Annotated in this window: 22 protein-coding genes; 14 read left to right on the top strand and 8 right to left on the bottom strand. The window is 70.2% G+C overall.

Translation table 11 applies throughout. The features are described from left to right. Window positions 1–10 precede the first annotated feature (10 nt). The 4 genes from ABD932_RS01035 to ABD932_RS01020 all read right to left on the bottom strand — a co-directional run bounded on the left by ABD932_RS01035 (window position 11) and on the right by ABD932_RS01020 (window position 3,788). The gene (locus ABD932_RS01035) at window positions 11–1,393 is read right to left on the bottom strand and encodes a ferredoxin reductase family protein (protein WP_345008089.1); all 1,383 of its coding nucleotides are present in this window, start codon (window positions 1,391–1,393) and stop codon (window positions 11–13) included. A 120-nt stretch (window positions 1,394–1,513) separates the two neighbouring features. Beyond that, window positions 1,514–2,215: a L,D-transpeptidase family protein gene (locus tag ABD932_RS01030; RefSeq protein WP_345008087.1), complete on the bottom strand. Its 702-nt coding sequence runs from the start codon at window positions 2,213–2,215 to the stop codon at window positions 1,514–1,516. Between the two features lie 3 nt (window positions 2,216–2,218). Beyond that, window positions 2,219–2,806 carry a pyridoxamine 5'-phosphate oxidase family protein gene (locus ABD932_RS01025; RefSeq protein ID WP_345008085.1) on the bottom strand — a complete coding sequence of 196 codons (588 nt, stop codon included), beginning with the start codon at window positions 2,804–2,806 and terminating at the stop codon, window positions 2,219–2,221. Window positions 2,807–2,921: 115 nt separating this feature from the next. Continuing rightward, window positions 2,922–3,788: a hypothetical protein gene (locus ABD932_RS01020; RefSeq protein WP_345008083.1), complete on the bottom strand. Its 867-nt coding sequence runs from the start codon at window positions 3,786–3,788 to the stop codon at window positions 2,922–2,924. A 275-nt stretch (window positions 3,789–4,063) separates the two neighbouring features. Here ABD932_RS01020 and argH point away from each other — a divergent pair, with 275 nt between their 5' ends. From argH to ABD932_RS01000, 4 genes are all read left to right on the top strand, one after another. Further along, a complete protein-coding gene (gene argH, locus ABD932_RS01015) occupies window positions 4,064–5,494 on the top strand; it encodes an argininosuccinate lyase (RefSeq protein WP_345008082.1) in 1,431 nt (476 codons plus the stop codon). A gap of 161 nt (window positions 5,495–5,655) precedes the next feature. Then, a complete protein-coding gene (locus ABD932_RS01010; protein WP_345008080.1) occupies window positions 5,656–6,627 on the top strand; it encodes an aldo/keto reductase in 972 nt (323 codons plus the stop codon). Window positions 6,628–6,710: 83 nt separating this feature from the next. Next, entirely contained in the window at window positions 6,711–7,277 is a 567-nt protein-coding gene (locus ABD932_RS01005) for a TetR/AcrR family transcriptional regulator (protein ID WP_345008078.1), read from the top strand. Next, window positions 7,274–8,800 carry an MFS transporter gene (locus ABD932_RS01000; RefSeq protein ID WP_345008076.1) on the top strand — a complete coding sequence of 509 codons (1,527 nt, stop codon included), beginning with the start codon at window positions 7,274–7,276 and terminating at the stop codon, window positions 8,798–8,800. The genes ABD932_RS01005 and ABD932_RS01000 overlap by 4 nt, the downstream gene beginning before the upstream one ends. 205 nt (window positions 8,801–9,005) lie before the next feature. Here ABD932_RS01000 and ABD932_RS00995 read toward each other — a convergent pair whose 3' ends face one another. Continuing rightward, window positions 9,006–9,680, bottom strand: a complete 675-nt coding sequence (locus ABD932_RS00995) for a lysophospholipid acyltransferase family protein (RefSeq protein ID WP_274237642.1) — start codon at window positions 9,678–9,680, stop codon at window positions 9,006–9,008. Window positions 9,681–10,079: 399 nt separating this feature from the next. Here ABD932_RS00995 and ABD932_RS00990 point away from each other — a divergent pair, with 399 nt between their 5' ends. The 3 genes from ABD932_RS00990 to ABD932_RS00980 all read left to right on the top strand — a co-directional run bounded on the left by ABD932_RS00990 (window position 10,080) and on the right by ABD932_RS00980 (window position 12,367). Next, window positions 10,080–11,243, top strand: a complete 1,164-nt coding sequence (locus ABD932_RS00990) for a glycerophosphodiester phosphodiesterase (protein ID WP_345008073.1) — start codon at window positions 10,080–10,082, stop codon at window positions 11,241–11,243. Between the two features lie 74 nt (window positions 11,244–11,317). Continuing rightward, window positions 11,318–11,824 carry a sigma-70 family RNA polymerase sigma factor gene (locus tag ABD932_RS00985; protein ID WP_345008071.1) on the top strand — a complete coding sequence of 169 codons (507 nt, stop codon included), beginning with the start codon at window positions 11,318–11,320 and terminating at the stop codon, window positions 11,822–11,824. A gap of 45 nt (window positions 11,825–11,869) precedes the next feature. Next, on the top strand, window positions 11,870–12,367 hold the full coding sequence (locus ABD932_RS00980; protein ID WP_345008330.1) for a GNAT family N-acetyltransferase: 498 nt from the start codon (window positions 11,870–11,872) through the stop codon (window positions 12,365–12,367). A 5-nt stretch (window positions 12,368–12,372) separates the two neighbouring features. Here ABD932_RS00980 and ABD932_RS00975 read toward each other — a convergent pair whose 3' ends face one another. The 3 genes from ABD932_RS00975 to ABD932_RS00965 are packed head-to-tail and all read right to left on the bottom strand — an operon-like array spanning window position 12,373 to window position 13,518. Further along, complete coding sequence (locus ABD932_RS00975; protein WP_425587395.1) at window positions 12,373–12,810, bottom strand: hypothetical protein; 438 nt, start codon at window positions 12,808–12,810, stop codon at window positions 12,373–12,375. Further along, window positions 12,791–13,150 (bottom strand): hypothetical protein, encoded by a 360-nt coding sequence (locus ABD932_RS00970; protein ID WP_345008067.1) that lies wholly within the window; start codon window positions 13,148–13,150, stop codon window positions 12,791–12,793. Before ABD932_RS00970 ends, ABD932_RS00975 begins: the two co-directional genes overlap by 20 nt. 50 nt (window positions 13,151–13,200) lie before the next feature. Continuing rightward, a complete protein-coding gene (locus tag ABD932_RS00965) occupies window positions 13,201–13,518 on the bottom strand; it encodes a hypothetical protein (RefSeq protein ID WP_345008065.1) in 318 nt (105 codons plus the stop codon). Window positions 13,519–13,582: 64 nt separating this feature from the next. Between ABD932_RS00965 and ABD932_RS00960 the strand changes: the two genes are divergently transcribed. The 7 genes from ABD932_RS00960 (at window position 13,583) to cbiE (ending at window position 20,211) form a co-directional block, all read left to right on the top strand. Then, the gene (locus ABD932_RS00960) at window positions 13,583–14,233 is read left to right on the top strand and encodes an HAD-IA family hydrolase (protein WP_345008063.1); all 651 of its coding nucleotides are present in this window, start codon (window positions 13,583–13,585) and stop codon (window positions 14,231–14,233) included. Between the two features lie 389 nt (window positions 14,234–14,622). Beyond that, window positions 14,623–15,654: a methionine ABC transporter ATP-binding protein gene (locus tag ABD932_RS00955; protein ID WP_345008061.1), complete on the top strand. Its 1,032-nt coding sequence runs from the start codon at window positions 14,623–14,625 to the stop codon at window positions 15,652–15,654. Then, window positions 15,651–16,376, top strand: coding sequence for a methionine ABC transporter permease (locus ABD932_RS00950; RefSeq protein ID WP_345008059.1), 726 nt, complete (start codon window positions 15,651–15,653; stop codon window positions 16,374–16,376). Before ABD932_RS00955 ends, ABD932_RS00950 begins: the two co-directional genes overlap by 4 nt. A gap of 68 nt (window positions 16,377–16,444) precedes the next feature. Further along, window positions 16,445–17,278, top strand: coding sequence for a MetQ/NlpA family ABC transporter substrate-binding protein (locus ABD932_RS00945; RefSeq protein WP_345008057.1), 834 nt, complete (start codon window positions 16,445–16,447; stop codon window positions 17,276–17,278). Window positions 17,279–17,283: 5 nt separating this feature from the next. Then, window positions 17,284–18,105: a MetQ/NlpA family ABC transporter substrate-binding protein gene (locus ABD932_RS00940; RefSeq protein WP_345008055.1), complete on the top strand. Its 822-nt coding sequence runs from the start codon at window positions 17,284–17,286 to the stop codon at window positions 18,103–18,105. A 141-nt stretch (window positions 18,106–18,246) separates the two neighbouring features. Continuing rightward, a complete protein-coding gene (locus ABD932_RS00935) occupies window positions 18,247–18,885 on the top strand; it encodes a GNAT family N-acetyltransferase (protein ID WP_345008053.1) in 639 nt (212 codons plus the stop codon). Between the two features lie 114 nt (window positions 18,886–18,999). After that, window positions 19,000–20,211, top strand: a complete 1,212-nt coding sequence (cbiE, locus tag ABD932_RS00930; RefSeq protein ID WP_345008051.1) for a precorrin-6y C5,15-methyltransferase (decarboxylating) subunit CbiE — start codon at window positions 19,000–19,002, stop codon at window positions 20,209–20,211. The last annotated feature ends 223 nt before the right edge of the window (window positions 20,212–20,434 follow it).

Genomic DNA, 20,434 nt, shown 5'->3' with positions numbered 1-20,434 from the left:
GTCCCGTCGCTCACATCTCGAACGACTCGTGATGGATGCGGCGGGCAGGCACACCCGCGCCGCGCAGTGCTTCGTAGACGCCCTGTGCGAAGCCGGCCGGCCCGCACATGAACACGTCGTGCTTGTCGATGTCGGGCAGCTTCTGCTGCAACCGCTCCGCCGAGATGTCGGGCCGTTCACCGTCCGGGCTGTTGACCGCGTACATCAGCCGGGCGCCGCGCTCGTCGGCGATGGCCGCGAGCTCGTCCCACAGCGCCAGGTCCTGAGTGCTGTTGGCCCGGTAGAGCAGGGTGATGTCGCCGGCCGCGCCGGGCAGCGTCTCGAACAGGGCCCGCATCGGCGTGATGCCGACGCCGCCCGCGACCAGCAGGACCTTGCCCCGGCTGCGCCGCTGGGCGGTCATGGCGCCGTACGGGCCCTCGGCCCACACCTTGGTGCCGGGCTTCAGATCGCGCAGTCGGGACGTGTGGTCGCCGATCGCCTTGACCGTGATCCGCAGCATGTCGGGGCGGGGCGCCGCCGACAGCGAGTACGGGTGGGAGCTGAACCGCATGCCCGGCGCCTTGAACCGCCAGCGGAAGAAGTGCCCCGCCTCCGCGCCCATGCGGTGCAGCTTGCGCCCGCCGATCAGGACCGACACGACGCCCGGGGTCTCCTCGATGACCGCCTCGACGTACATCCGGTGCCGCAGGTTGAGGCGGATCGGGGTGAGGATCCGGTACCAGACGACGGCCGCGGTCACGGCCGCGTACAGCCCGTACCAGAAGGTCTTCGCGGCGGGTGTGACGGCGAACTCGTTGCCGGTGGTGATCTGGTGCCAGAACGTCAGGTACACGGACGCGTAGGTGAGCAGGTGTACGTGGTACCAGGTGTCGTACGGGATGCGGCGGCGGATGCCCCCGATCGAGATGAACGCGATGAAGAACAGCAGACCGGTACCGATGGCCGCCTTGCCCATGTCCGGCAGGGTGTTGATCGAGTCGATCGTCTGCTGGACGACGTCACCGAGCGTCTTGCCTGCCTGGAGGGCGTACGCCCACATGGTGAGGAAGACGTGCGCGATGACCAGGCAGACGGTGTACCGGCCGCTCATCGCGTGCCAGCGCGCGACCCGGTCCGAGCCCACCCGCCGCTCCAGCGCGGGCACCCGCGCCATCTGCAGCACCACGAGCGCCATCAGATAGCCGGCGAGCAGACCGGTGATCCGGCCCGCGGCGAGGATCTTCGCGGTGTTGTCCGCGAGGGACGGAGTGTTGTCCCACCACAACCACAGCACGGCCGCCGCACCCGCCCATAGGGCGATCACCAACGGGACGGCCGGGGAGCGGCGCGGGCGGATGCGGCGCATCGTCTGGCGTCGGGCGGCACGGCCGCCCGCGAGCGTGGTGGTCACGGTTCCTCCGGGGACGGGAGCAAGGGGAGTGCGTGGTTGACGTGGTCCCTTGGCCCAGAGATACGTGCGGGGAGGTCCGTGTGTTCAGTCGTGCTCGGTCAGTACTTGCTCCGTACCGGCTCAGTACCGGGTGATCGCCGTGGGCCCGCCCGTCGTCCCGATCGCCATGTGCGGGTTCCGCCGCGGGTCGGCCCACTCGAGGATCCGCTTCATCGCGTCCTCGGACACCGACACACAACCGGCCGTCGCCCCACGCCCCTTCACATGGAGGAAGATCCCGGCCCCTCGGCCCTTCACCGGGCGGGCGTAGTTGAAGTCGATGACGAGGGCGTACGCGTACAGCGCGCCGTAGGAGAGCAGATGCTCGGACTCGGCGGCACGGCAGTCGCGCGCCAGCGGCTCGGTCCAGCGGTTGTACGCACGGGAGTCGTTGTCCTGGCACCACCAGGAGTCCCGGTGAACGCGGCGGTACTTGTACGCCGTACTGCGCGGCGCCGCCTTGCTGCCGAAGGCGTACGGCAGCCCGTACAGCCCCGTCGGCGTCGTGTTCGTGCCCTGCTTGCGCGAGGCCCCCTCGACCAGCCCCTTCGCCCCGAACCGGGCCGTCGCCGACCCGGCCTTCACCCACTGCCCGTCCACCCGGTCCCACCAGGTGACCGTCCCCGATGTGGAGCCGGCCTCGGGTGCCACGGCGGTGATCAGCTGGCTGCCGCCCCCGGTGTCGGCCATACGGGCGGGAAGCGGGTGTGGCGGGGCACCGCCGGGCGCGGCAGCGAGCACGAGGAGGGACGCGGACGCGAGGGCGACGACACCGGGGCGCATGGCTCAGACGCTAGACGGGGGCAGCGGCAACGGCAGCCCGGGTAGGCCGTCCAGGCTGGTCGCGATGTGCTCCTTCTTGGTGAAGTACGCGCTGAGCGAGTCGTCGTCCTCGCGCGCGAACCGCTTGCCGTGCAGCTCGCGGTCCTCGTCGTACGTCATGAGGGGGACGGCGTACCCGCAGGAGTCGCGAACGAGTTCGGCCCGCACCACGATGATCGCGCGCAGGCCGTGCAGGCTCGGGTCGATGTCCGGGAAGTGGCCGAGCAGTTCCTTGAACCGAGGGTCGTCGCGGAAGACGGCCTCACCGCGGCCGTGCACCCGGACGATGTTGGGCGGGCCCTGGAAGGCGCACCACATGAGGGTGATCCGGCCGTTCTCCCGCAGATGCGCGATCGTCTCGGCGTTGGAGCCGGCGAAGTCGAGGTAGGCCAGGGTGAGTTCGTCGAGGATCGCGAAGGAGCCCTTGAGGCCCTTGGGGGAGAGGTTGACCGTCCCGTCGGCGGACAGGGGCGCGGTCGCGGTGAAGAAGAGCGGCTGCTCCTCGATGAACGTGCGGAGCCTGCCGTCTATGCGTTCATAAGTTTTTCCCACGTCCACTGATTATGGACGGTGATCGTTCGCCTGTCTAAGGAATTGCGGCGTCCGGTTGGCACGTCCGTGGCCGCCCCGGCCGGCGTTCGGCGGGGCGGCCACGGCGCCTGTCACCTCACTTGATGAGCGTGCAGGCGGCCAGGGAATTCAGGCCCTGCGGCTTGGCCGCCGTACGGCCGATGGAGATGGCGATGCGGTCGATCGCCGCCACGCGCTTGTCCTTCAGGGGGCCGAGGATGGCGTTCTGGACGAAGTTGGGCCCGCCCTGGCCGACCGAGGACGCGAGCCGCTTGTTGGCCTCCTGGATCTGGGTGTTGAGCAGGGCGAGGTTGCGGTCGACCTCGGCCCTCGCGGTCGCCGGGACAGCCGGGAGCTTCGACCTCACGTCCGGGCAGGAGATGGTGCCGACGGCGTTGGTGTTCCCCGTGTTCCCTGTATTGCCGGTGTTCCCGCTGTTTCCGGTGTTGCCCGTGTTGCCGCCGGCCTGCTTGGTCGGGGTCGCGCTCGGGGTCGCGGCGGCCGCGTTCCCGTTCGCGTTGAGGGTGCACGGCGCCAGCGCGTCCAGGCCCTGCGGTCTGGCGGCCGTGCGGCCGATGGCCGTCGCGATGCGGTTGATCGTCGCCACGCGCTTGTCCTTCAGGGGGCCGACGATGGCGTTCTGGACGAAGTTGGGCCCACCCTGGCCCACGGTGTCGACCAACCGCTTGTTGGCCTCCTGGATCTGGGTGTTGAGCAGGGCGAGGTTGCGGTCGACCTCCGCCTTCGCGGTCGCCGGGACCGCGGGCAGCCGGGAAGCGACGTCCGGGCACGAGATGGTGCCGGGGCCGGCCAGCGTCCGGGCGTTCGTGCCGCTCTTCGAAGACGCTGTCGTCTCCCCGGCGAGGGCGAAGCCGGCGATCACCGTGCCGGACAGCGCCACCGCGGCGGCGCCGCCGATGAACGCGACGCGACGCTTGTTGTACTTCGGAAGAGCCCTGGACATGCGGATGCCTCACTCGGGTTCGGGGGTGTCGTCGGTGGTGAACGCGGCGCCTGCGTTCGGCGAGAGGTACGGGTAAGCGGTTTCTCGCGTTCAAAGGCGCCGCAAATTTTCCGCCGAGATCCTGCCGTCGTCGGTCGAGATTGACGAATCATGCATAACTCTGCATACTCATGCAGGTCACTGTGTGGTGAGTTCGCACTAACCTGACGACCGCCTCCCCGTTCACGCCACGGGGAGGCGGTGCCACACCCAGACCCTCCCGAGGAGCACAGCAAGTGAGCAGCAACAGCGGTGACGTACGGCTCTGGGGCGGCCGTTTCGCCGACGGTCCCGCCGAGGCCCTGGCCAAGCTGTCCGCGTCCGTCCACTTCGACTGGCGGCTGGCGCCGTACGACATCGCCGGTTCGCGCGCCCACGCGCGCGTGCTGCACAAGGCGGGGCTGCTCACGGAGGACGAGCTGACGCGGATGATCGCCGGCCTCGACCAGCTGGAAGCGGATGTCGCCGCGGGCGACTTCGTGGGCACCATCGCCGACGAGGACGTCCACACCGCCCTGGAGCGCGGCCTGCTGGAGCGCCTCGGCCCCGACCTCGGCGGAAAGCTGCGCGCCGGCCGCTCCCGCAACGACCAGGTCGCGACCCTCTTCCGGATGTACCTGCGCGACCACGCCCGGATCATCGGCGGCCTGATCGCCGACCTCCAGGACGCGCTCATCGGCCTCGCCGAGGCTCACCCGGACGTGGCCATGCCCGGCCGCACCCACCTCCAGCACGCCCAGCCGGTGCTCTTCGCCCACCACGTCCTCGCGCACGCGCAGTCCCTGTCCCGGGACGCCGAGCGGCTGCGTCAGTGGGACGAGCGCACGGCCGTGTCGCCGTACGGCTCGGGCGCCCTGGCCGGTTCCTCCCTCGGCCTGGACCCGGAGGCGGTGGCGAAGGACCTCGGCTTCGAGCACGGGTCGGCCGGCAACTCGATCGACGGCACGGCGTCGCGTGACTTCGTCGCCGAGTTCGCCTTCATCACCGCGATGATCGGTGTGAACCTCTCCCGGATCGCCGAGGAGGTCATCATCTGGAACACGAAGGAGTTCTCCTTCGTGACCCTGCACGACGCGTTCTCCACGGGCTCGTCGATCATGCCGCAGAAGAAGAACCCGGACATCGCGGAGCTGGCCCGCGGCAAGAGCGGCCGCCTGATCGGCAACCTCACCGGTCTCCTCGCGACCCTGAAGGCGCTGCCCCTCGCCTACAACCGCGACCTCCAGGAGGACAAGGAGCCGGTCTTCGACTCCTGTGACCAGCTGGAGGTCCTGCTCCCCGCCTTCACCGGCATGATGGCGACCCTCACCGTCCACCGCGAGCGCATGGAGGAACTGGCCCCGGCCGGCTTCTCCCTGGCCACCGACATCGCCGAGTGGCTCGTCAAGCAGGGCGTCCCGTTCCGCGTCGCCCACGAGGTCGCCGGCGAGTGCGTCAAGGTCGCCGAGGCCGAGGGCAAGGAACTGGACGGCCTGACGGACGAACAGTTCGCGAAGATCTCCGCTCACCTCACGCCGGAGGTGCGGACGGTGCTGAACGTGCCGGGGGCTCTCGCTTCCCGGAACGGCCGGGGTGGCACGGCGCCGAGTGCGGTGGCTGTGCAGCTGGCCGAGGTGAAGGCGGACGTGGCGGCGCAGCACGAGTGGGCGACTGCCAAGAAGCGGTAGGGCAACGCCCTTGAGGGGCGCGGGGAACCGCGCGACAAGCCACGGCGATCCCGCGCCCGCCATTGCACCGCATGAACCGGGCTCTGAGGCGCAATCCGAAGGTCATCGCGGGTTACGTTGGTCGGAAAGCCGTACCGGATCCGACCGAAACGGAGCCCGCGATGCCCTTCGCCCGCTTGGCCACAGCAACGACCCCTACCTGCCACATCGGCTTCGGTCTTGCCGCGGTCGGCCGCCCCGGCTACATCAATCTCGGCCGAGACGAAGACCTCGGAGAGACCCGCAGCGTCGACGCCCTGCGCACCCGCACCCACGAACTCCTCGACGCCGCCTACGCCCAGGGAGTCCGCTACTTCGACGCCGCCCGCTCCTACGGCCGCTCCGAGGAGTTCCTCGCCGACTGGCTGAACGCCCGCCCCGACATCGACGACATCGTCGTCGGCAGCAAATGGGGCTACACCTACACCGCCGCCTGGACCACCGACGCCGAGAAGCATGAGGTCAAGGACCACAGCCTCCAGACGTACGAGCGCCAGCGCGCCGAGACCGACGCCCTCCTCGGCGACCGCCTCGACCTCTACCAGATCCACTCGGTGACCCCGGACAGCCCCGCCCTCACCGACAAGGACCTCCACGCCAGGCTCGCCGAGGCCGCGGCCCAGGGGCTGACCGTCGGCTTCTCCACCAGCGGTCCCGCCCAGGCCGACGCGATCCGCGCCGCCCTCGCCGTGACGGTGGACGGTGAGCCCCTCTTCCGCACCGTCCAGTCGACGTACAACGCCCTGGAGACCTCGGCCGCCCCCGCCCTCGCCGAGGCCCACGACGCCGGGCTCACGGTGATCGTGAAGGAGGGCATGGCCAACGGGCGCCTCGCGGACCCGCACGCACCGGACGCGCTGAAGGCCGTGGCGGACGAAACGTCCCTGGGCTGCGACGCCGTCGCCCTCGCGCTGATCCTCCGGCAGCCCTGGGCCGGCGTGGTCCTCTCCGGCGCGGCGACGACCGTACAGCTCGCGTCCAACCTGCACGCCGCCGTGGTCGACCTCGACGAGGACCAGCTGGAGCGGCTCGCCGTGCTGGTGGAGGAGCCGGGCGCGTACTGGGAGCGGCGCGGGCAGCTGCCCTGGCACTGACGCACACCCCCGCTGATCGACAGCCATGAGTCACCCATGCCCACCGTGAGACAAAGATGTCTCACATGCGGTACTCTCGTCTCATGGCCGTCGATCGTGACCACGTACTGCGCACCGCCGCAGCCCTGCTGACCCGCAAATCCACCGCCACCATGGACGAGGTCGCCAAGGCCGCCGGGATCAGCCGTGCCACGCTGCACCGGAACTTCGCCGGGCGCGACGCCCTCGTACGGGCGCTGGAGTCGCTCGGCATCGCGGAGTGCGAGGCCGCGCTGGACGCGGCCCGCCTGGACGAGGGGGCGGCGCGCGACGCCGTGCACCGGCTGGTCCGCGAGATCGAGCCCGCGGCCGCACTGCTGGCGTTCCTCTACACGGAGAACCAGCTGTTCGAGGGCGAGGAGCAGAACGCGGGCTGGGCCCGCATCGACGACCGCATCGCCGCGCTGTTCCGGCGCGGCCAGCAGAGCGGTGAGTTCCGTATCGACCTCACCCCGGCCTGGCTCACCGAGGCGCTGTACGGCCTGCTGGCCTCCGGGGCCTGGGCGGTCTCGGAGGGCAGGGTCGCCCGCAACGACTTCACCCACATGATCGTCGAGCTGCTGCTCGGCGGCGCACTGCGTCAACCCGTACAACCGAGAGAGGAATCATGACCAGCACCCTGCAGCCGGCGTCCACGACCGAGGCGGTGACCAAGCGCCCCGGTCGTTGGCTGGCGCTGTCCGTCCTCGTCCTCGCCGTGCTGCTGGTGGCCGTCGACGCGACCGTCCTCGGCCTCGCGACCCCCTACATCAGCGAGGACCTGAAGCCCACCGGGAACCAGCTCCTCTGGATCGGCGACGTCTACTCCTTCGTGATCGCGGGCCTGCTCGTGTCGATGGGCAGCCTGGGTGACCGCATAGGCCGCAAGCGGATCCTGCTCGTCGGCGCCACGGCGTTCGGCGCGATATCCGTGCTCAACGCCTACGCGACGACGCCCGAGCTGATGATCCTGGCCCGGGCGTTGCTCGGTGTCGCGGGCGCGACCCTGATGCCCGCCACCCTCGCCCTGATCCGCAATCTCTTCCACGACCCGCGCGAGCGCAGCCTCGCCATCGGCATCTGGGGCGCGACCGCCTCCGCCGGTACGGCCGTCGGCCCGATCGTCGGTGGCTTCCTGCTCGAGCACTTCTGGTGGGGCTCGGTCTTCCTGATCAACCTGCCGGTCATGGTGGTCCTCGTCCTCGTCGGCATCAAGCTGCTGCCCGAGTCCCGGAACCCGAGTCCCGGTCCGTGGGACCTGAGCAGCGTCGCCCTGTCGCTCGTCGGCATGATCGGTGTGGTGTACGCCGTCAAGGAGGCGGCCTCCCACGGCTTCACCTGGGCCACGCTCGCCGCGGGCCTGCTGGGCGCGGCCGCGCTGTACGGCTTCGTACGCCGCCAACTCACCCTGCCGACCCCGCTGCTGGACATGCGGCTGTTCCGCCGCCGTGGCTTCAGCGGCGCCGTGCTCGCCGACCTGCTGACCATCCTCGGCCTGTCCGGCCTCGTGTTCTTCCTCTCCCAGTTCCTGCAACTCGTGCAGGGCCGGGGCCCGTTCGAGGCGGGCCTGGCCGAACTGCCCGCCGCGATCGGCGCGGTGGTGGCAGGCCTGATCGCCGGCCGCGCGGCCCGCCGCTTCTCGGTACGGGCCGTCGTCTCGGGCGGCCTCGCGGCGATCGGCCTCGCCCTGGCCGCGCTCACGGTGATCGACCAGTCGACGGGCTACCCCCTGCTCGGCGCCGCCCTGCTGGTGGTCGGCGTCGGCGCGGGGTTCTCCTTCACGGTGACGTCGGACGTGATCCTCTCCAGCGTGCCGAAGGAGCAGGCGGGCGCCGCGTCCGCGGTGTCGGAGACGGCGTACGAGCTGGGCGCGGCCATGGGAATCGCCGTACTGGGTTCCATCGTGACCGGCGTGTACCGCGACTTCTCCGGCCCGGCGGGCACTCCGGCGGAGGCGCACGAGTCGCTGGGAGGCGCGGTGGAGGCGGCGGCGGGTCTGCCGACGCAGACGTCCGAGGCGATGCTCGAAGCGGCCCGGAGTTCCTTCGTCGACGGCCTCGCACTCGCGGCGGGGGTCGGGGCAGCGGTGCTGCTCTCCGCGGCGGTGGCGGCATGGTTCCTCCTCCGCGGCCAACGGCTCGACAACGCCGCCTGAGGGGCGCGGGGCTGTATCGATGTGCGGCTCCGCCGCGTGGGCGGAGTCGCACGGCGGTCAGGCGCGGTTGTTCTCGCGGGTGGGGGAGGGCTCGACGTTCGTGTTGCGGTTCCCCGCGCCCGGGGCTGGACACACGAACGGCGGGCCACCTGAAGTGCAGCCCGCCGTCTGAAGCTCTTTGCCCCTGAAGCTCTGTGCCGAGGAGTTACGCCGCCTCTTTGGCCTTGCTGGCGTACATGTCCACGTACTCCTGCCCGGACAGCCGCATGACCTCCGCCATCACGGAGTCGGTGACGGCCCGCAGGACATAACGGTCCCGGTCCATCCCCTCGTACCGCGAGAACTCCATCGCCTCACCGAACCGCACCGTCACCTTGCGCGGCCGAGGCATACCCGCCCCACCCGGCTGGATCTTGTCCGTGCCGATCATGGCGAACGGGACGACCGGCGCCCCGGTCATGAGCGTGAGGCGCGCGATGCCGGTACGACCCCGGTACAGCCGCCCGTCGGGGGACCGCGTGCCCTCGGGGTAGATGCCGAAGACCTTGCCCTCCTCCAGGATCCGGCGTCCGGTCATCAGCGCCGCGACGCCGCCCCGGCCGCCGTCCCGGTCGACCGGGATCATGCCGACGCCGGTGAAGAACCAGGCCATGAGGCGGCCCTTGAGGCCCTTGCCGGTGACGTACTCGTCCTTGCCGATGAAGAGGACCTGACGGTCGCAGACCAGCGGCAGGATCATCGAGTCGATGAAGGTGAGGTGGTTGCCGGCCAGGATGACCGGACCGTCGCCCGGGATGTGCTCCGCGCCTTCCACCTGTGGGCGGAACATCAGGCGCATGATCGGTCCGAGCACTGCCTTGATGAGCGCGAAGCGGGACAACGGGCCCTCCGGTGTCAAGGGATTCGTAGAAGTCTGTGCAGGTGAGGACGATACTCGCGGTTCCCGGGATCCCGCACATCGGGTGCGCCGACTTCACCGACGTCTTACGCACTGTTGACGCTGGTTTACCTGCGGTGGCGCGCCGAGGGCGACTCGTAACGCGCTCGCCACGGTGTGACGGACATCGCCCTCGGGACATACCGGACGGGTTCCCCGTGTCCGGGAACCGAATCCGACGGGCCGTCATCACTCCCTTCACGTACGACATCCAGCGTCACCCGCGCGTTCCGCCGCAGGTCTCCCGTCCGTCATGTACACGCACCTAGGATCGGCCCGCACGGCGCGCCCCGGAGGCGGAGCCGAACGAAGAAGTCGAACGGACGGGCAGGAAGGGCGCTCATGGGAACGCAGGAGAACGAGCAGGCTGGCGGGACCGGACGGCGGATGCTTCTCGGCGCGGCCGTGCTCGGCGCGGGCGGCGCGGTCCTGGGGCTGTCCGGTACGGCGAAGGCCGCGGAGGCCCGGCACGGTGGCGGGGGCCTGAAGAGCCTGCCCAAGCCGACGATCATCGGCCATCGCGGGGCCAGCGGCTACCGGCCCGAGCACACCCTGGGCTCCTACCAGCTGGCCCTCGACATGGGCGCGGACATCGTCGAGGCGGGCGACCTCGTGCCCACCAAGGACGGCCACCTGGTCTGCCGGCACGAGCCGGAGATCGGCGGCACGACCGACGTCGCCGACCACCCCGAGTTCGCCGACCGCAAGAAGACGAAGCTCCTCGACGGCGTCTCCACCACCGGCTGGTTCACCGAGGACTTCACGCTCGCCGAGCTGAAGACGCTGCGCGCGACCGAGCGCATCCCGGCCAACCGCCCGCACAACACCCTCTACAACGGCCGCTGGGAGATCCCCACCTTCGAAGAGGTCCTGAAGTGGCAGGACGAGCAGACCCGTAAGCGCGGCAAGCAGGTCTGGATCTACCCCGAGCTCAAGCACCCCACCTACTTCCGCAAGCTGGGCCTCGGCCTGGAGGAGCGGATCGCCAAGGTGCTGCACAAGCACGGCAAGGACCGGCGCAGTTCCCCGGTCATCATCCAGTCCTTCGAGCCGACCAGCATCCAGCGCCTGAACAAGCTGGTCGACAACCCGCTGGTCGTCCTGCTCTCCGGCCCGGCCACCCGCCCCTGGGACTTCGTCGAGACGGGCGACCCGCGTACCGTCGCCGACCTGGTCAAGCCGGCCGGCCTGCGCGAGATCGCCTCCTACGCCCAGGGCATCGGCACCACCCTGGACCTGATCATCCCGAGGGACGCGAACGGCAACCTCACCACGCCCACCACGCTGGTGAACGACGCGCACAAGGTCGGCCTGCTCCTGCACCCCTGGACCATGCGCAACGAGAACCCCTTCCTGCCCGCGAACTTCCGCAAGGGCACCGACGCGGACGCCTACGGCGACGTCTTCGGCGCCTACAAGACGTACTTCGCGACCGGCATCGACGGCGTCTTCACCGACAACCCCGACACGGGCGTGCTGGCCCGCGAGGACTTCGTCAACGGCTGAGAGCCACGACCCGGTTGGGGTGACCGTCGGCCGCCCGGGCAACCTCGCGCCCGGGCGGCCGCGTCGTGCCGCATATGACGGACGACCTGCTTGCCGCGCTGCGCCCTCTGCTCACCGCCGAGGCCTCGGCCGAGGCACCCGCCTCCGGAGCGGAGCCCGCAGACCTGGAACAGGCGGTCTTGCTCCGCCTCCTCGAACGCCTCGACTCGCACGGCCCGCCCGTGGACCCGCCGGGCTGGCTGCGCAGGGCCGTTCGCGCCGAGGCGCGCCGCAGCCGCCGTACGACGCGCTTCGAACGGCCGTATGAGCACGAGCCGACGGACGAGAGTGCCCACGACCCGGAACACCTGGCGCTCACAGCCGCCCGCCACCGCGCCCTGCGCGAAGCGGTCCGCCGCCTCCCCGGGCGCTGCCCCGCCCTCGTGGAGGCCCTCCTCTCCCCGGACGACCTGACATACCGGGAAATCGCGGGGGAGTTGGGTATCTCACAGGGCAGTCTTGGTCCAGAACGTTCCAGATGCCTGGGATGTCTGCGTCGTTTGCTCACACCGGAGGTTGCGGCCCGCGGAGCGCGGGGATAGGAGTGAGGGACAACAGGCGATCAGGTGAGCGAGGGGCGTGCGCACATGGGCATGAGCGTGACCATCTCGGCGGCGACCGAGCAGGACGCGGAGCAGATCTTCAGGCTGCAGTACCTGTGCTTCCAGAGCGAGGCGGCGCTGTACGGCAATTACCGCATCGACCCGCTGGTCCAAACCCTGGACTCGGTCCGCGCGGAGGTCGGCGCGGACTGCGTCTTCGTGGCACGGCTGGGCGACGAGGTCGTCGGCTCGGTCCGCGGCAGCGTCACCGCGGACGGCGCCGCCGCCATCGGCAAGCTCTGCGTCCACCCCCGCCTCCAGGGCCACGGCATCGGCGCCAGGCTGCTGCGCGCCGCCGAAGCCGCCCTCACCGAACAGCGCGGCGCCAAGAGGTTCCGGCTGGAGGCAGGCCACCGCAGCGAGGGCAACCTCCGCCTGTACCGCAAGGTGGGCTACGAGGCGGTGGGCACGTCGAAGGGCGCGGACGGGGTACCGATGATCGTCCTGGAGAAGCCGGCGGGGGCGTACGCCGCTACTGCTTGAGTCTCTTACCGGGCGCGTGCCTTGCGGAGCCAGTACATGGCCGACAGGGGCAGCAGGACGGGGATGAACAGATACCCCATGCCGTAGTCGGACCAGACGGTCGCGTCGGGGAACGCCGAGGGATCCACCAGAGTCCAGGTACCGACGACCAGAACGCCCGCGAGCTCGGCGGCGCAGCAGACCAGCGCCGCCTTGCGGGCTCTTTCGCCGCCCCTGACAAGGGTGTACGTGATGAAGCCGTAGACGAGACCGGCGACCGCCGACAGCGAGTAGGCCAGCGGCGCCCGGTCGAACTCCGTCGCGATCTGGTACGCCGATCGCGACACGGCCCCGACGACCATCACGCCGTACAGCCAGACGAGCAACATCCCCGGCCCGCTGATCAGCCGCGTCCTGGTCGGCTTCTCCTCCGTCACGGCCACCTCAGCCTCCCCAGATGTCATAGAGCCGCACTTCCAGCACGGCCAGCACCACACCGCCGGCGGCGACCGTCACCGAACCCCACTTGCTGCGCTCGGCCAGCGACATGAACCCGGCGGCCGGAATGCACGCGAACGCGCCCAGCAGATACGCCACGAAGATCGTCGTGCCCTGCTCCGGCTTCTCGCCCTGCGCCAGCAGTACGATCCCGGCCACCAGTTGCACCAGGGCCAGCACCGTCACCACGGCCATCCCGATGAAGTGCCAGTCCTTCGTCGGCTGGTCACGGTATGCCGCCCACCCGCACCAGGCGGCGAGCAGCAGCGCGGCGACACCGGTCACCAGCGTCAGGGCATCAAGCATGCAGCGAGCCTATTACGGGCCAAAAGGCCTGATGCGGCCGCCCCCGCCCGTCAGCCGCTCGCACCGTCGGCGACGAGACCGCCGTTCACGGCCCGACGCCACAGCCGGTGCCGCCACTCGTTCGCGTCGGCGGCGGGGCGGACCCTGAGCACAGGGTTCGGGCCCGTCTCGATCAGATGCAGCAGCGTCCAGGCCACGCCGTAGCAGTCGTCGGGTCCGAAACAGTCGGTCAGCGCGCGGGCCTCCTCGGCCGTCACCGGCCTCGCGATCGCTCCCAACTGGTCCACCCGCCGGTCGATCTCTTCTTCCTCGGCGTCCTCGTCGGGCAGCGGTCCGTCGGCCACGAAGGCCTGTACCTCCGGTCTCATGCGGGCATGCTCGACGTCCGAGGCCGTGTCGGGCAAGCTCCGGCGGCCCCGTAGGGTCTAGACCATGACGATCCACGCACGCGCTCTCCTGTTCGACAACGACGGCACCCTCGTCTCCTCTCTCGCCTCCGTGGACCGCTGCTGGACACGCTGGGCCGAGGAGTACGGCATCACCGCCGAGGAGTTCGGGCGGATCGAGCTGCACGGGCGGCCCGCCGTCGAGATAGCCGCCGACCTGCTGCCCGCCGACATCGTGCCGGAGGCCCTCGCACGGATCGAGACGCTGGAGGTGGAGGACGTACCGAACGGCGGTGTGCATCTGCTGCCCGGCACCGAGGCCTTCCTCGGCTCGCTGCCCGCCGACCGCTGGGCCGTCGTCACCTCCGCCACCCGGCGGCTCGCCGAGGCCCGGCTCGACGCGGTCGGGATCCTCCCCAAGACCATGGTCACCGCCGACGACATCACCCGCGGCAAGCCCGACCCCGAGCCCTACCTCCTCGCCGCCCGCGAACTGGGCGTCGACCCGGCCCACTGCGTCGTCTTCGAGGACGCCCCCGCGGGCCTCGCGGCCGGTCGCGCCGCCGGCATGACCACCGTGGCGTTGACCACAACCCACCAGGCCCACGAGCTCGACGCCGACCTGGTCGTGCAGGACCTGTCCGCCCTGTCGGCGCTGGTCACCGACGGGGGCGTGGAGATCTCAGTCCGCGGCTGACGGCTGTCCGCCGCTGTCCAGCATGCGGACAGCGGCGGTCGGTAAGGACCGTACGTCTGGTTTACTGATCGCATGACCACGACGAGCTGCCGCACCACTGCGACCGAGGCGACCATGACGCCCGGTGCTCGTTGTATGTGTCGAATGTGCGCCTTCTAGAGGGCCCCTGCACCACCCTGAGCCTCGCGCCCCGAAGCGAGAGCCCGCTCGAGTCCGCCCGTACGTCCGCGTACGGGACCGATGACTGAGCACTGCCCCGCGCACACGATTCTCCACTCCGGTTCCACCGCGCCTGCGAGAACCGTGCTGCGTTCCGGCTGCCTTCGACCACGAATGCCCCGTGCCCGGCGCCCACGACGTGCCGCGCACTCGACAGTGACGGAATCCCAGTGATCACCACATCGGGCCTGACCAAGGTCTACCGCTCGCGCGGCCGCGAGGTCACCGCCCTCGACGGCGTCGATCTGCACGTCCGCGAAGGCGAGGTGTACGGCGTCATCGGCCAGTCCGGCGCCGGCAAGTCCTCGCTCATCCGCTGCGTCAACCTGCTGGAGCGCCCCACCTCCGGGACGGTGACCGTCGCCGGACAGGACCTCACCGCCCTCGCGGGGCGCGGTCCCCGGGCCGGCAAGGAACTCCGGCAGGCCCGCAGCCGTATCGGCATGGTCTTCCAGCACTTCAACCTGCTGTCCTCCCGGACGGTCCAGGACAACGTCGAGCTCCCGCTGGAAATCCTCGGCAAGTCCGGGAAGGAACGTTCCCGCAAGGCACTTGAGCTGCTCGACCTGGTGGGTCTCTCGGACAAGGCCAAGGCCTACCCCGCCCAGCTCTCCGGCGGTCAGAAGCAGCGGGTCGGCATCGCCCGCGCCCTGGCCGGCGACCCCAAGGTGCTGCTCTCCGACGAGGCGACCAGCGCCCTCGACCCGGAGACCACCCGCTCCATCCTCCAGCTGCTGCGCGACCTGAACCGGCAGCTGGGCCTGACCGTCCTGCTCATCACCCACGAGATGGACGTCGTGAAGTCGATCTGCGATTCGGCCGCGCTCATGGAGCAGGGCCGCATCGTCGAGTCCGGCACGGTCAGCGAGCTGCTCGCGACCCCCGGCTCGGAACTGGCCTCCGCCCTCTTCCCGGTGGGCGGCGAGGCCACCGGCGACGACCGCACCGTCGTCGACGTCACCTTCCAGGGCGAGGCCGCCACCCAGCCGGTCATCTCCCAGCTCTCGCGCACCTACAACATCGACATCTCGATCCTCGGCGCCGCCATCGACACCGTCGGCGGTCTCCAGGTCGGCCGGATGCGCATCGAACTGCCCGGCCGCTACGAGGACAACGTCGTACCGATCGGCTTCCTGCGCGAACAGGGCCTGCAGATCGACGTCGTCAATGAACCCCTGTTGGTGAAGGAAGGTGCCAAGTGACCTGGTCCGAGATGCAGCCCCTGCTGGAGCAGGCGTGTTGGGACACCCTCTACATGGTCGGCTGGTCCACCCTCATAGCCGTCGTCGGCGGCCTCCCGCTCGGCGTCCTCCTCGTCCTCACCGACCGGGGCGGGCTCCTTCAGAACGTCCTCGCCAACAAGGTCATCGGGCAGATCGTGAACGTCGCCCGGTCGATGCCGTTCATCATCCTGATGGTCGCCCTGATGAGCTTCACGCGCTGGGTCACGGGCACGACCATCGGCCGCGAGGCCGCCATCGTGCCGCTCGCGATCGGCGCGATCCCGTTCTTCGCGCGCCTCGTCGAGACGGCTGTCCGCGAGGTGGACGGCGGGCTCGTCGAGGCCGTGCAGTCGATGGGCGGCAACACCTGGACCGTCGTACGCAAGGTCCTGGTACCGGAGTCCCTGCCGTCCCTCATCGCCAGCACCACGACCACGATCGTCGCCCTGATCGGCTACTCGGCCATGGCCGGCACGGTCGGCGCCGGCGGCCTCGGCGACATCGCCATCCGCTACGGCTACCAGCGCTTCGAGACCGAGCTGATGTGGCTGACCGTCGCGATCCTCGCCGTCGTCATCTCGCTCATCCAGTTCGCCGGCGACTGCGCGGCCCGGTCCCTGCACCGCAGGGGTGGCCACTCGGGCGCGGCGCCGAAGCTGCGGCTGCTGAAGGCGTCCACGGCGACGAGCAAGACCGTCTGAGCCTCCCCCCTGATCTCCCCGTGGCACCCATCACGGGGTCGCACCACCCATAAGGAAAGGCACTTTTCGTGCGTAACACCGCCAAGTTCACCACTGCCGTCCTCGCCGCCGGAGCCCTCACCCTCGGGCTCACCGCTTGCGGCTCGGACAAGGACTCCGGTTCCGACGCGAGCGCCCCGCTGAAGGTCGCCGCCACGCCCACCCCGCAGGGCGAGATCCTCACGTACATCAAGGACAAGCTCGCGAAGAAGGCCGGCCTCGAGCTCGAGGTCAAGGAGTTCACCGACTACGTGACGCCGAACACGGCCGTCCAGCAGGGTGAGGTCGACGCCAACTACTTCCAGCACCAGCCGTACCTGGACGACTTCAACAAGAAGAACGGCACCGACATCGTGGCCGTCCCGAACGCCACGGTGCACCTGGAGCCGCTCGGCGTGTACTCCCAGGGCGTCAAGAAGCTCACGGACCTGAAGAAGGGCGCCACGGTCGCCGTCCCGAACGACACCACCAACGAGGCCCGCGCGCTGAAGCTGCTGGAAGCCAACGGCGTGATCAAGCTGAAGGCGGGCGTCGGCTACGAAGCGACCCCCAAGGACATCGCCTCCAACCCCAAGAACCTCCAGTTCAAGGAGCTCGAGGCGGCCCAGCTGCCGCGCTCCCTCGGCGACGTCGACGCCGCCGTCATCAACGGCAACTACGCCCTGGAGGCCGACCTCAGCCCGGCCGAGGACGCCATCGCCGCCGAGTCGCCCAAGGACAACCCCTACGGCAACTTCCTCGCCGTGAAGAAGGGCAACGAGGACGACCCGCGGGTGCAGAAGCTGGCGAAGCTGCTCACCTCGCCCGAGGTGAAGAAGTTCATCGAGGACAAGTACGACGGCGCCGTCGTCGCGGCCTTCTGACCGACATGAAGCGCCGCACCGTACCGCTGACGGCCACGCTGGCACTCGGCCTGACACTCACCGCCTGCGGCTCGGGCTCCTCCGGTGGCGCCGCCGACGACACCTTGGTCGTCGGCGCCACCGCGGTCCCGGCCGGCGAGGTCCTGACGTACATCAAGGGCGACCTCGCCGAGAAGGCGGGCCTCGACCTGGAGATCAGGGAGTTCACGGACTACGTCCTGCCGAACACCGCGCTCCAGGAGGGCTCGCTCGACGCGAACCTGTACCAGAACAAGCCCTACCTGGACGAGTTCAACCGGTCCAAGGGCACCGACCTGGTCCCGGTGGTCGACGCCTATCTGCCACCCATGGGCGTCTACTCGAACAAGGTCACCGACGTCACGAAGCTCGCCGACGGAGCCACCGTCGCCGTGCCGAACGACACCACCAACGAGGGCCGCGCCCTGAAACTCCTCGCCTCCAAGGGCGTCATCACGCTCAAGGAGGGCGCGGGCACGGACGCGTCCCCGGCGGACATCGCCGCCAACCCCCGGCACCTGAAGTTCAAGGAGCTGGAACCCGCCCAGCTGCCGCGCTCGCTCGACGACGTGGACGCGGCGGTCATCAACAACAACTACGCCCAGGACGCCGGCCTCAGCCCCACCGAGGACGCCATCCTGCTGGAGTCGGCGAAGGACAACCCCTACGCCAACCTCCTGGCCGTGAAGAAGGGCGGCGAGGACGACCCGCGGGTGCGCAAGCTCGCCAAGCTCCTCACGTCGGCCGAGGTGAAGAAGTTCATCGAGGACAAGTACAAGGGCTCGGTCCTGCCGGTCGCTTCGGGCTGACGGCGCGTATACGGCGTATCGGTACGCACAGGGTCCACTCGCTCACTTGGAGTGGACCCTGTCGTGCGGTTCAGTGCTTTCATGCTGCATGCTGGGCAGTTCAGCAGCCCTGAAGGTTTTCCGAAGGTTACGGAGCGGCGCATGACTAGCACCTTCCCCAACATCTCCATCAGCACGGAGCGGTTGGTGCTGCGCCCCCTCGACGAGGACGACGTGCCGGCCCTGGCCGAGATGATGAACGACGAGCAGGTCGGCGCCTGGACCGACGTCCCCCAGCCCTACACGGAGGACGGCGCCCGCACCTGGATCACCGAGTACGCCCCCGCCGAGCGGGCGGCCGGACGGGGGCTCGACCTCGCCGTCACCGAGTTCCTCACCCAGCGCCTGGTCGGCATCGTCCAGCTCGCCAAGACGAACTGGCACGTGCGGTCGACGGAACTGTCGTACATAGTCGCCCCCTGGGCCCGCGGTGAGGGCTACGCCTCCGAGGCCGCCCTGGCCACCGCCCAATGGCTGTTCAGCGACCAGAAGTTCGAACGCATCGAGCTGCGCACGGCCGCCGACAACACCGCCTCCCAGCAGGTGGCCCAGAAGATCGGCTGTATCAGCGAGGGCGTCCTGCGCAACGCGTGCATAGCGCACGTCCGCACGGACGACGGCACCTGGGCCGACGTACGCACCGACTTCATCGTGTGGAGCCTCCTCCCGGAGGATCTCGACGGAGCCGGGGAGCAACTGGCCGACACCGGAGGCTTCACCTCGTTCGGCGAGTGGAACTGACGGGAGACGGATCCGCGGGCACGGGTGGTGCCGTAACGGCGACCAGGTACCCTCACGGAGCCCGCCCCTCGGGCAGCCCACGACGACCTGCGCAAACCCTGGAGACTGACGACGATGGCCGACCGCGTCACGGTGATCGGCTGGGACGGTTCGCCGCTGACCGCCGCGGCACGCTCCGCCCTCGGTGCCGCCACGCTCGTGGCCGGTGCCGCCCACCACCTGTCGCTCCCCGAGGTGCCGCCCGCCGCCGAGCGCATCCGCCTCGGCAGCACCGCGCTCGCCGCCCGCCGCATCGCCGGCCACCGCGGCACCGCGGTCGTCTTCGCCGACGGAGACCCCGGCTTCTTCGGAGTCGTACGGACCCTGCGCGCGCCCGAGTTCGGCCTGGAGGTCGAGGTCGTCCCCGCCGTCTCCTCGGTCGCCGCCGCCTTCGCCCGGGCCGGCATGCCATGGGACGACGCACAGGTGGTCGTCGCACACCGTCGCACCCTGCGACGCGCGGTGAACGTGTGCCGCGCCCACACGAAGGTCGCCGTCCTGACCTCGCCCGGCGCCGGACCCGCCGAACTCGGCCTGCTCCTGGAGGGCGTCCACCGCACCTTCGTCATCTGCGAGGAACTGGGCACCGAACGCGAGCAGGTCACCGTCGTCACCTCCGACAAGGCCCCCGACCACGCCTGGCGCGACCCGAACGTCGTCATCGTCATCGGCGGCCGGGCCGGCGCGGGGGAGTCCGGGGGCTGGATCGCCGGACGCGACCCGTCCGCCGCGCCACGCGGCTGGACCCTGCCCGCCGAGTCCTACGGCGGACTCATGGGCGAGGGCGAGCTGGAACCGCTCCGCGCGGCCCAACTCGCCCGGCTCGGCCCGCGCGTCGGTGACCTCGTGTGGGACATCGGCTGCGGCAGCGGCGCCTTCGCCACCGAGGCCGCCCGGGCCGGCGCCGCCGTCATCGCCGTCGACCGCGACCCCCGCGCCTGCCAGCGCACCGAGGCCAACGCGCGCGGCTTCGGGGTCCAGCTGCAGATCGTCCACGGCATCGCCCCGCACGTCCTGGAGAACCTCCCCGAACCGGACGTCGTCCGCGTCGGCGGCGGGGGAGCCGCCGTCGTCTCCGCCGTCGCCGACCGGCGCCCACAGCGCATCGTCACGCACGCCGCGACCCGCGACGCCGCCGAGCTCGTCGGCCGCGATCTGACCGAGCACGGCTACGACGTGGAGTGCGCGCTCCTGCAGTCCGTGGACCTCGACACGCGGGCCTGGACGGAGCGGGAGCGCACGGTCGCGTTCCTGCTCAGCGGGGTTCTGCCCGACCGTGCGGTATGACCGCGTACCTGTCCCGGTGATCCTGTTGTCGTACCGCTCGCGGTAGGCTGGCCGATCGTTGTACCGCACTCGGTCGCCCGGCGCTTCGTCGGTCAATGTCCGGAAAACACGCCCCGTTTGGGGTGTGTGTGGTACGGCGGAACCGGTGGACGCGCAACGTGGCGCAGTCCACAGCGGCCTGTCGCGGATCAACCTGTCGCGACGGCCGAATGGCCAGGACAAT

Source organism: Streptomyces shaanxiensis, assembly GCF_039537145.1.
In the GTDB taxonomy this organism is placed as follows: Bacteria; Actinomycetota; Actinomycetes; order Streptomycetales; family Streptomycetaceae; genus Streptomyces; species Streptomyces shaanxiensis.
This window is presented reverse-complemented; position numbering and strand designations above follow the sequence as displayed.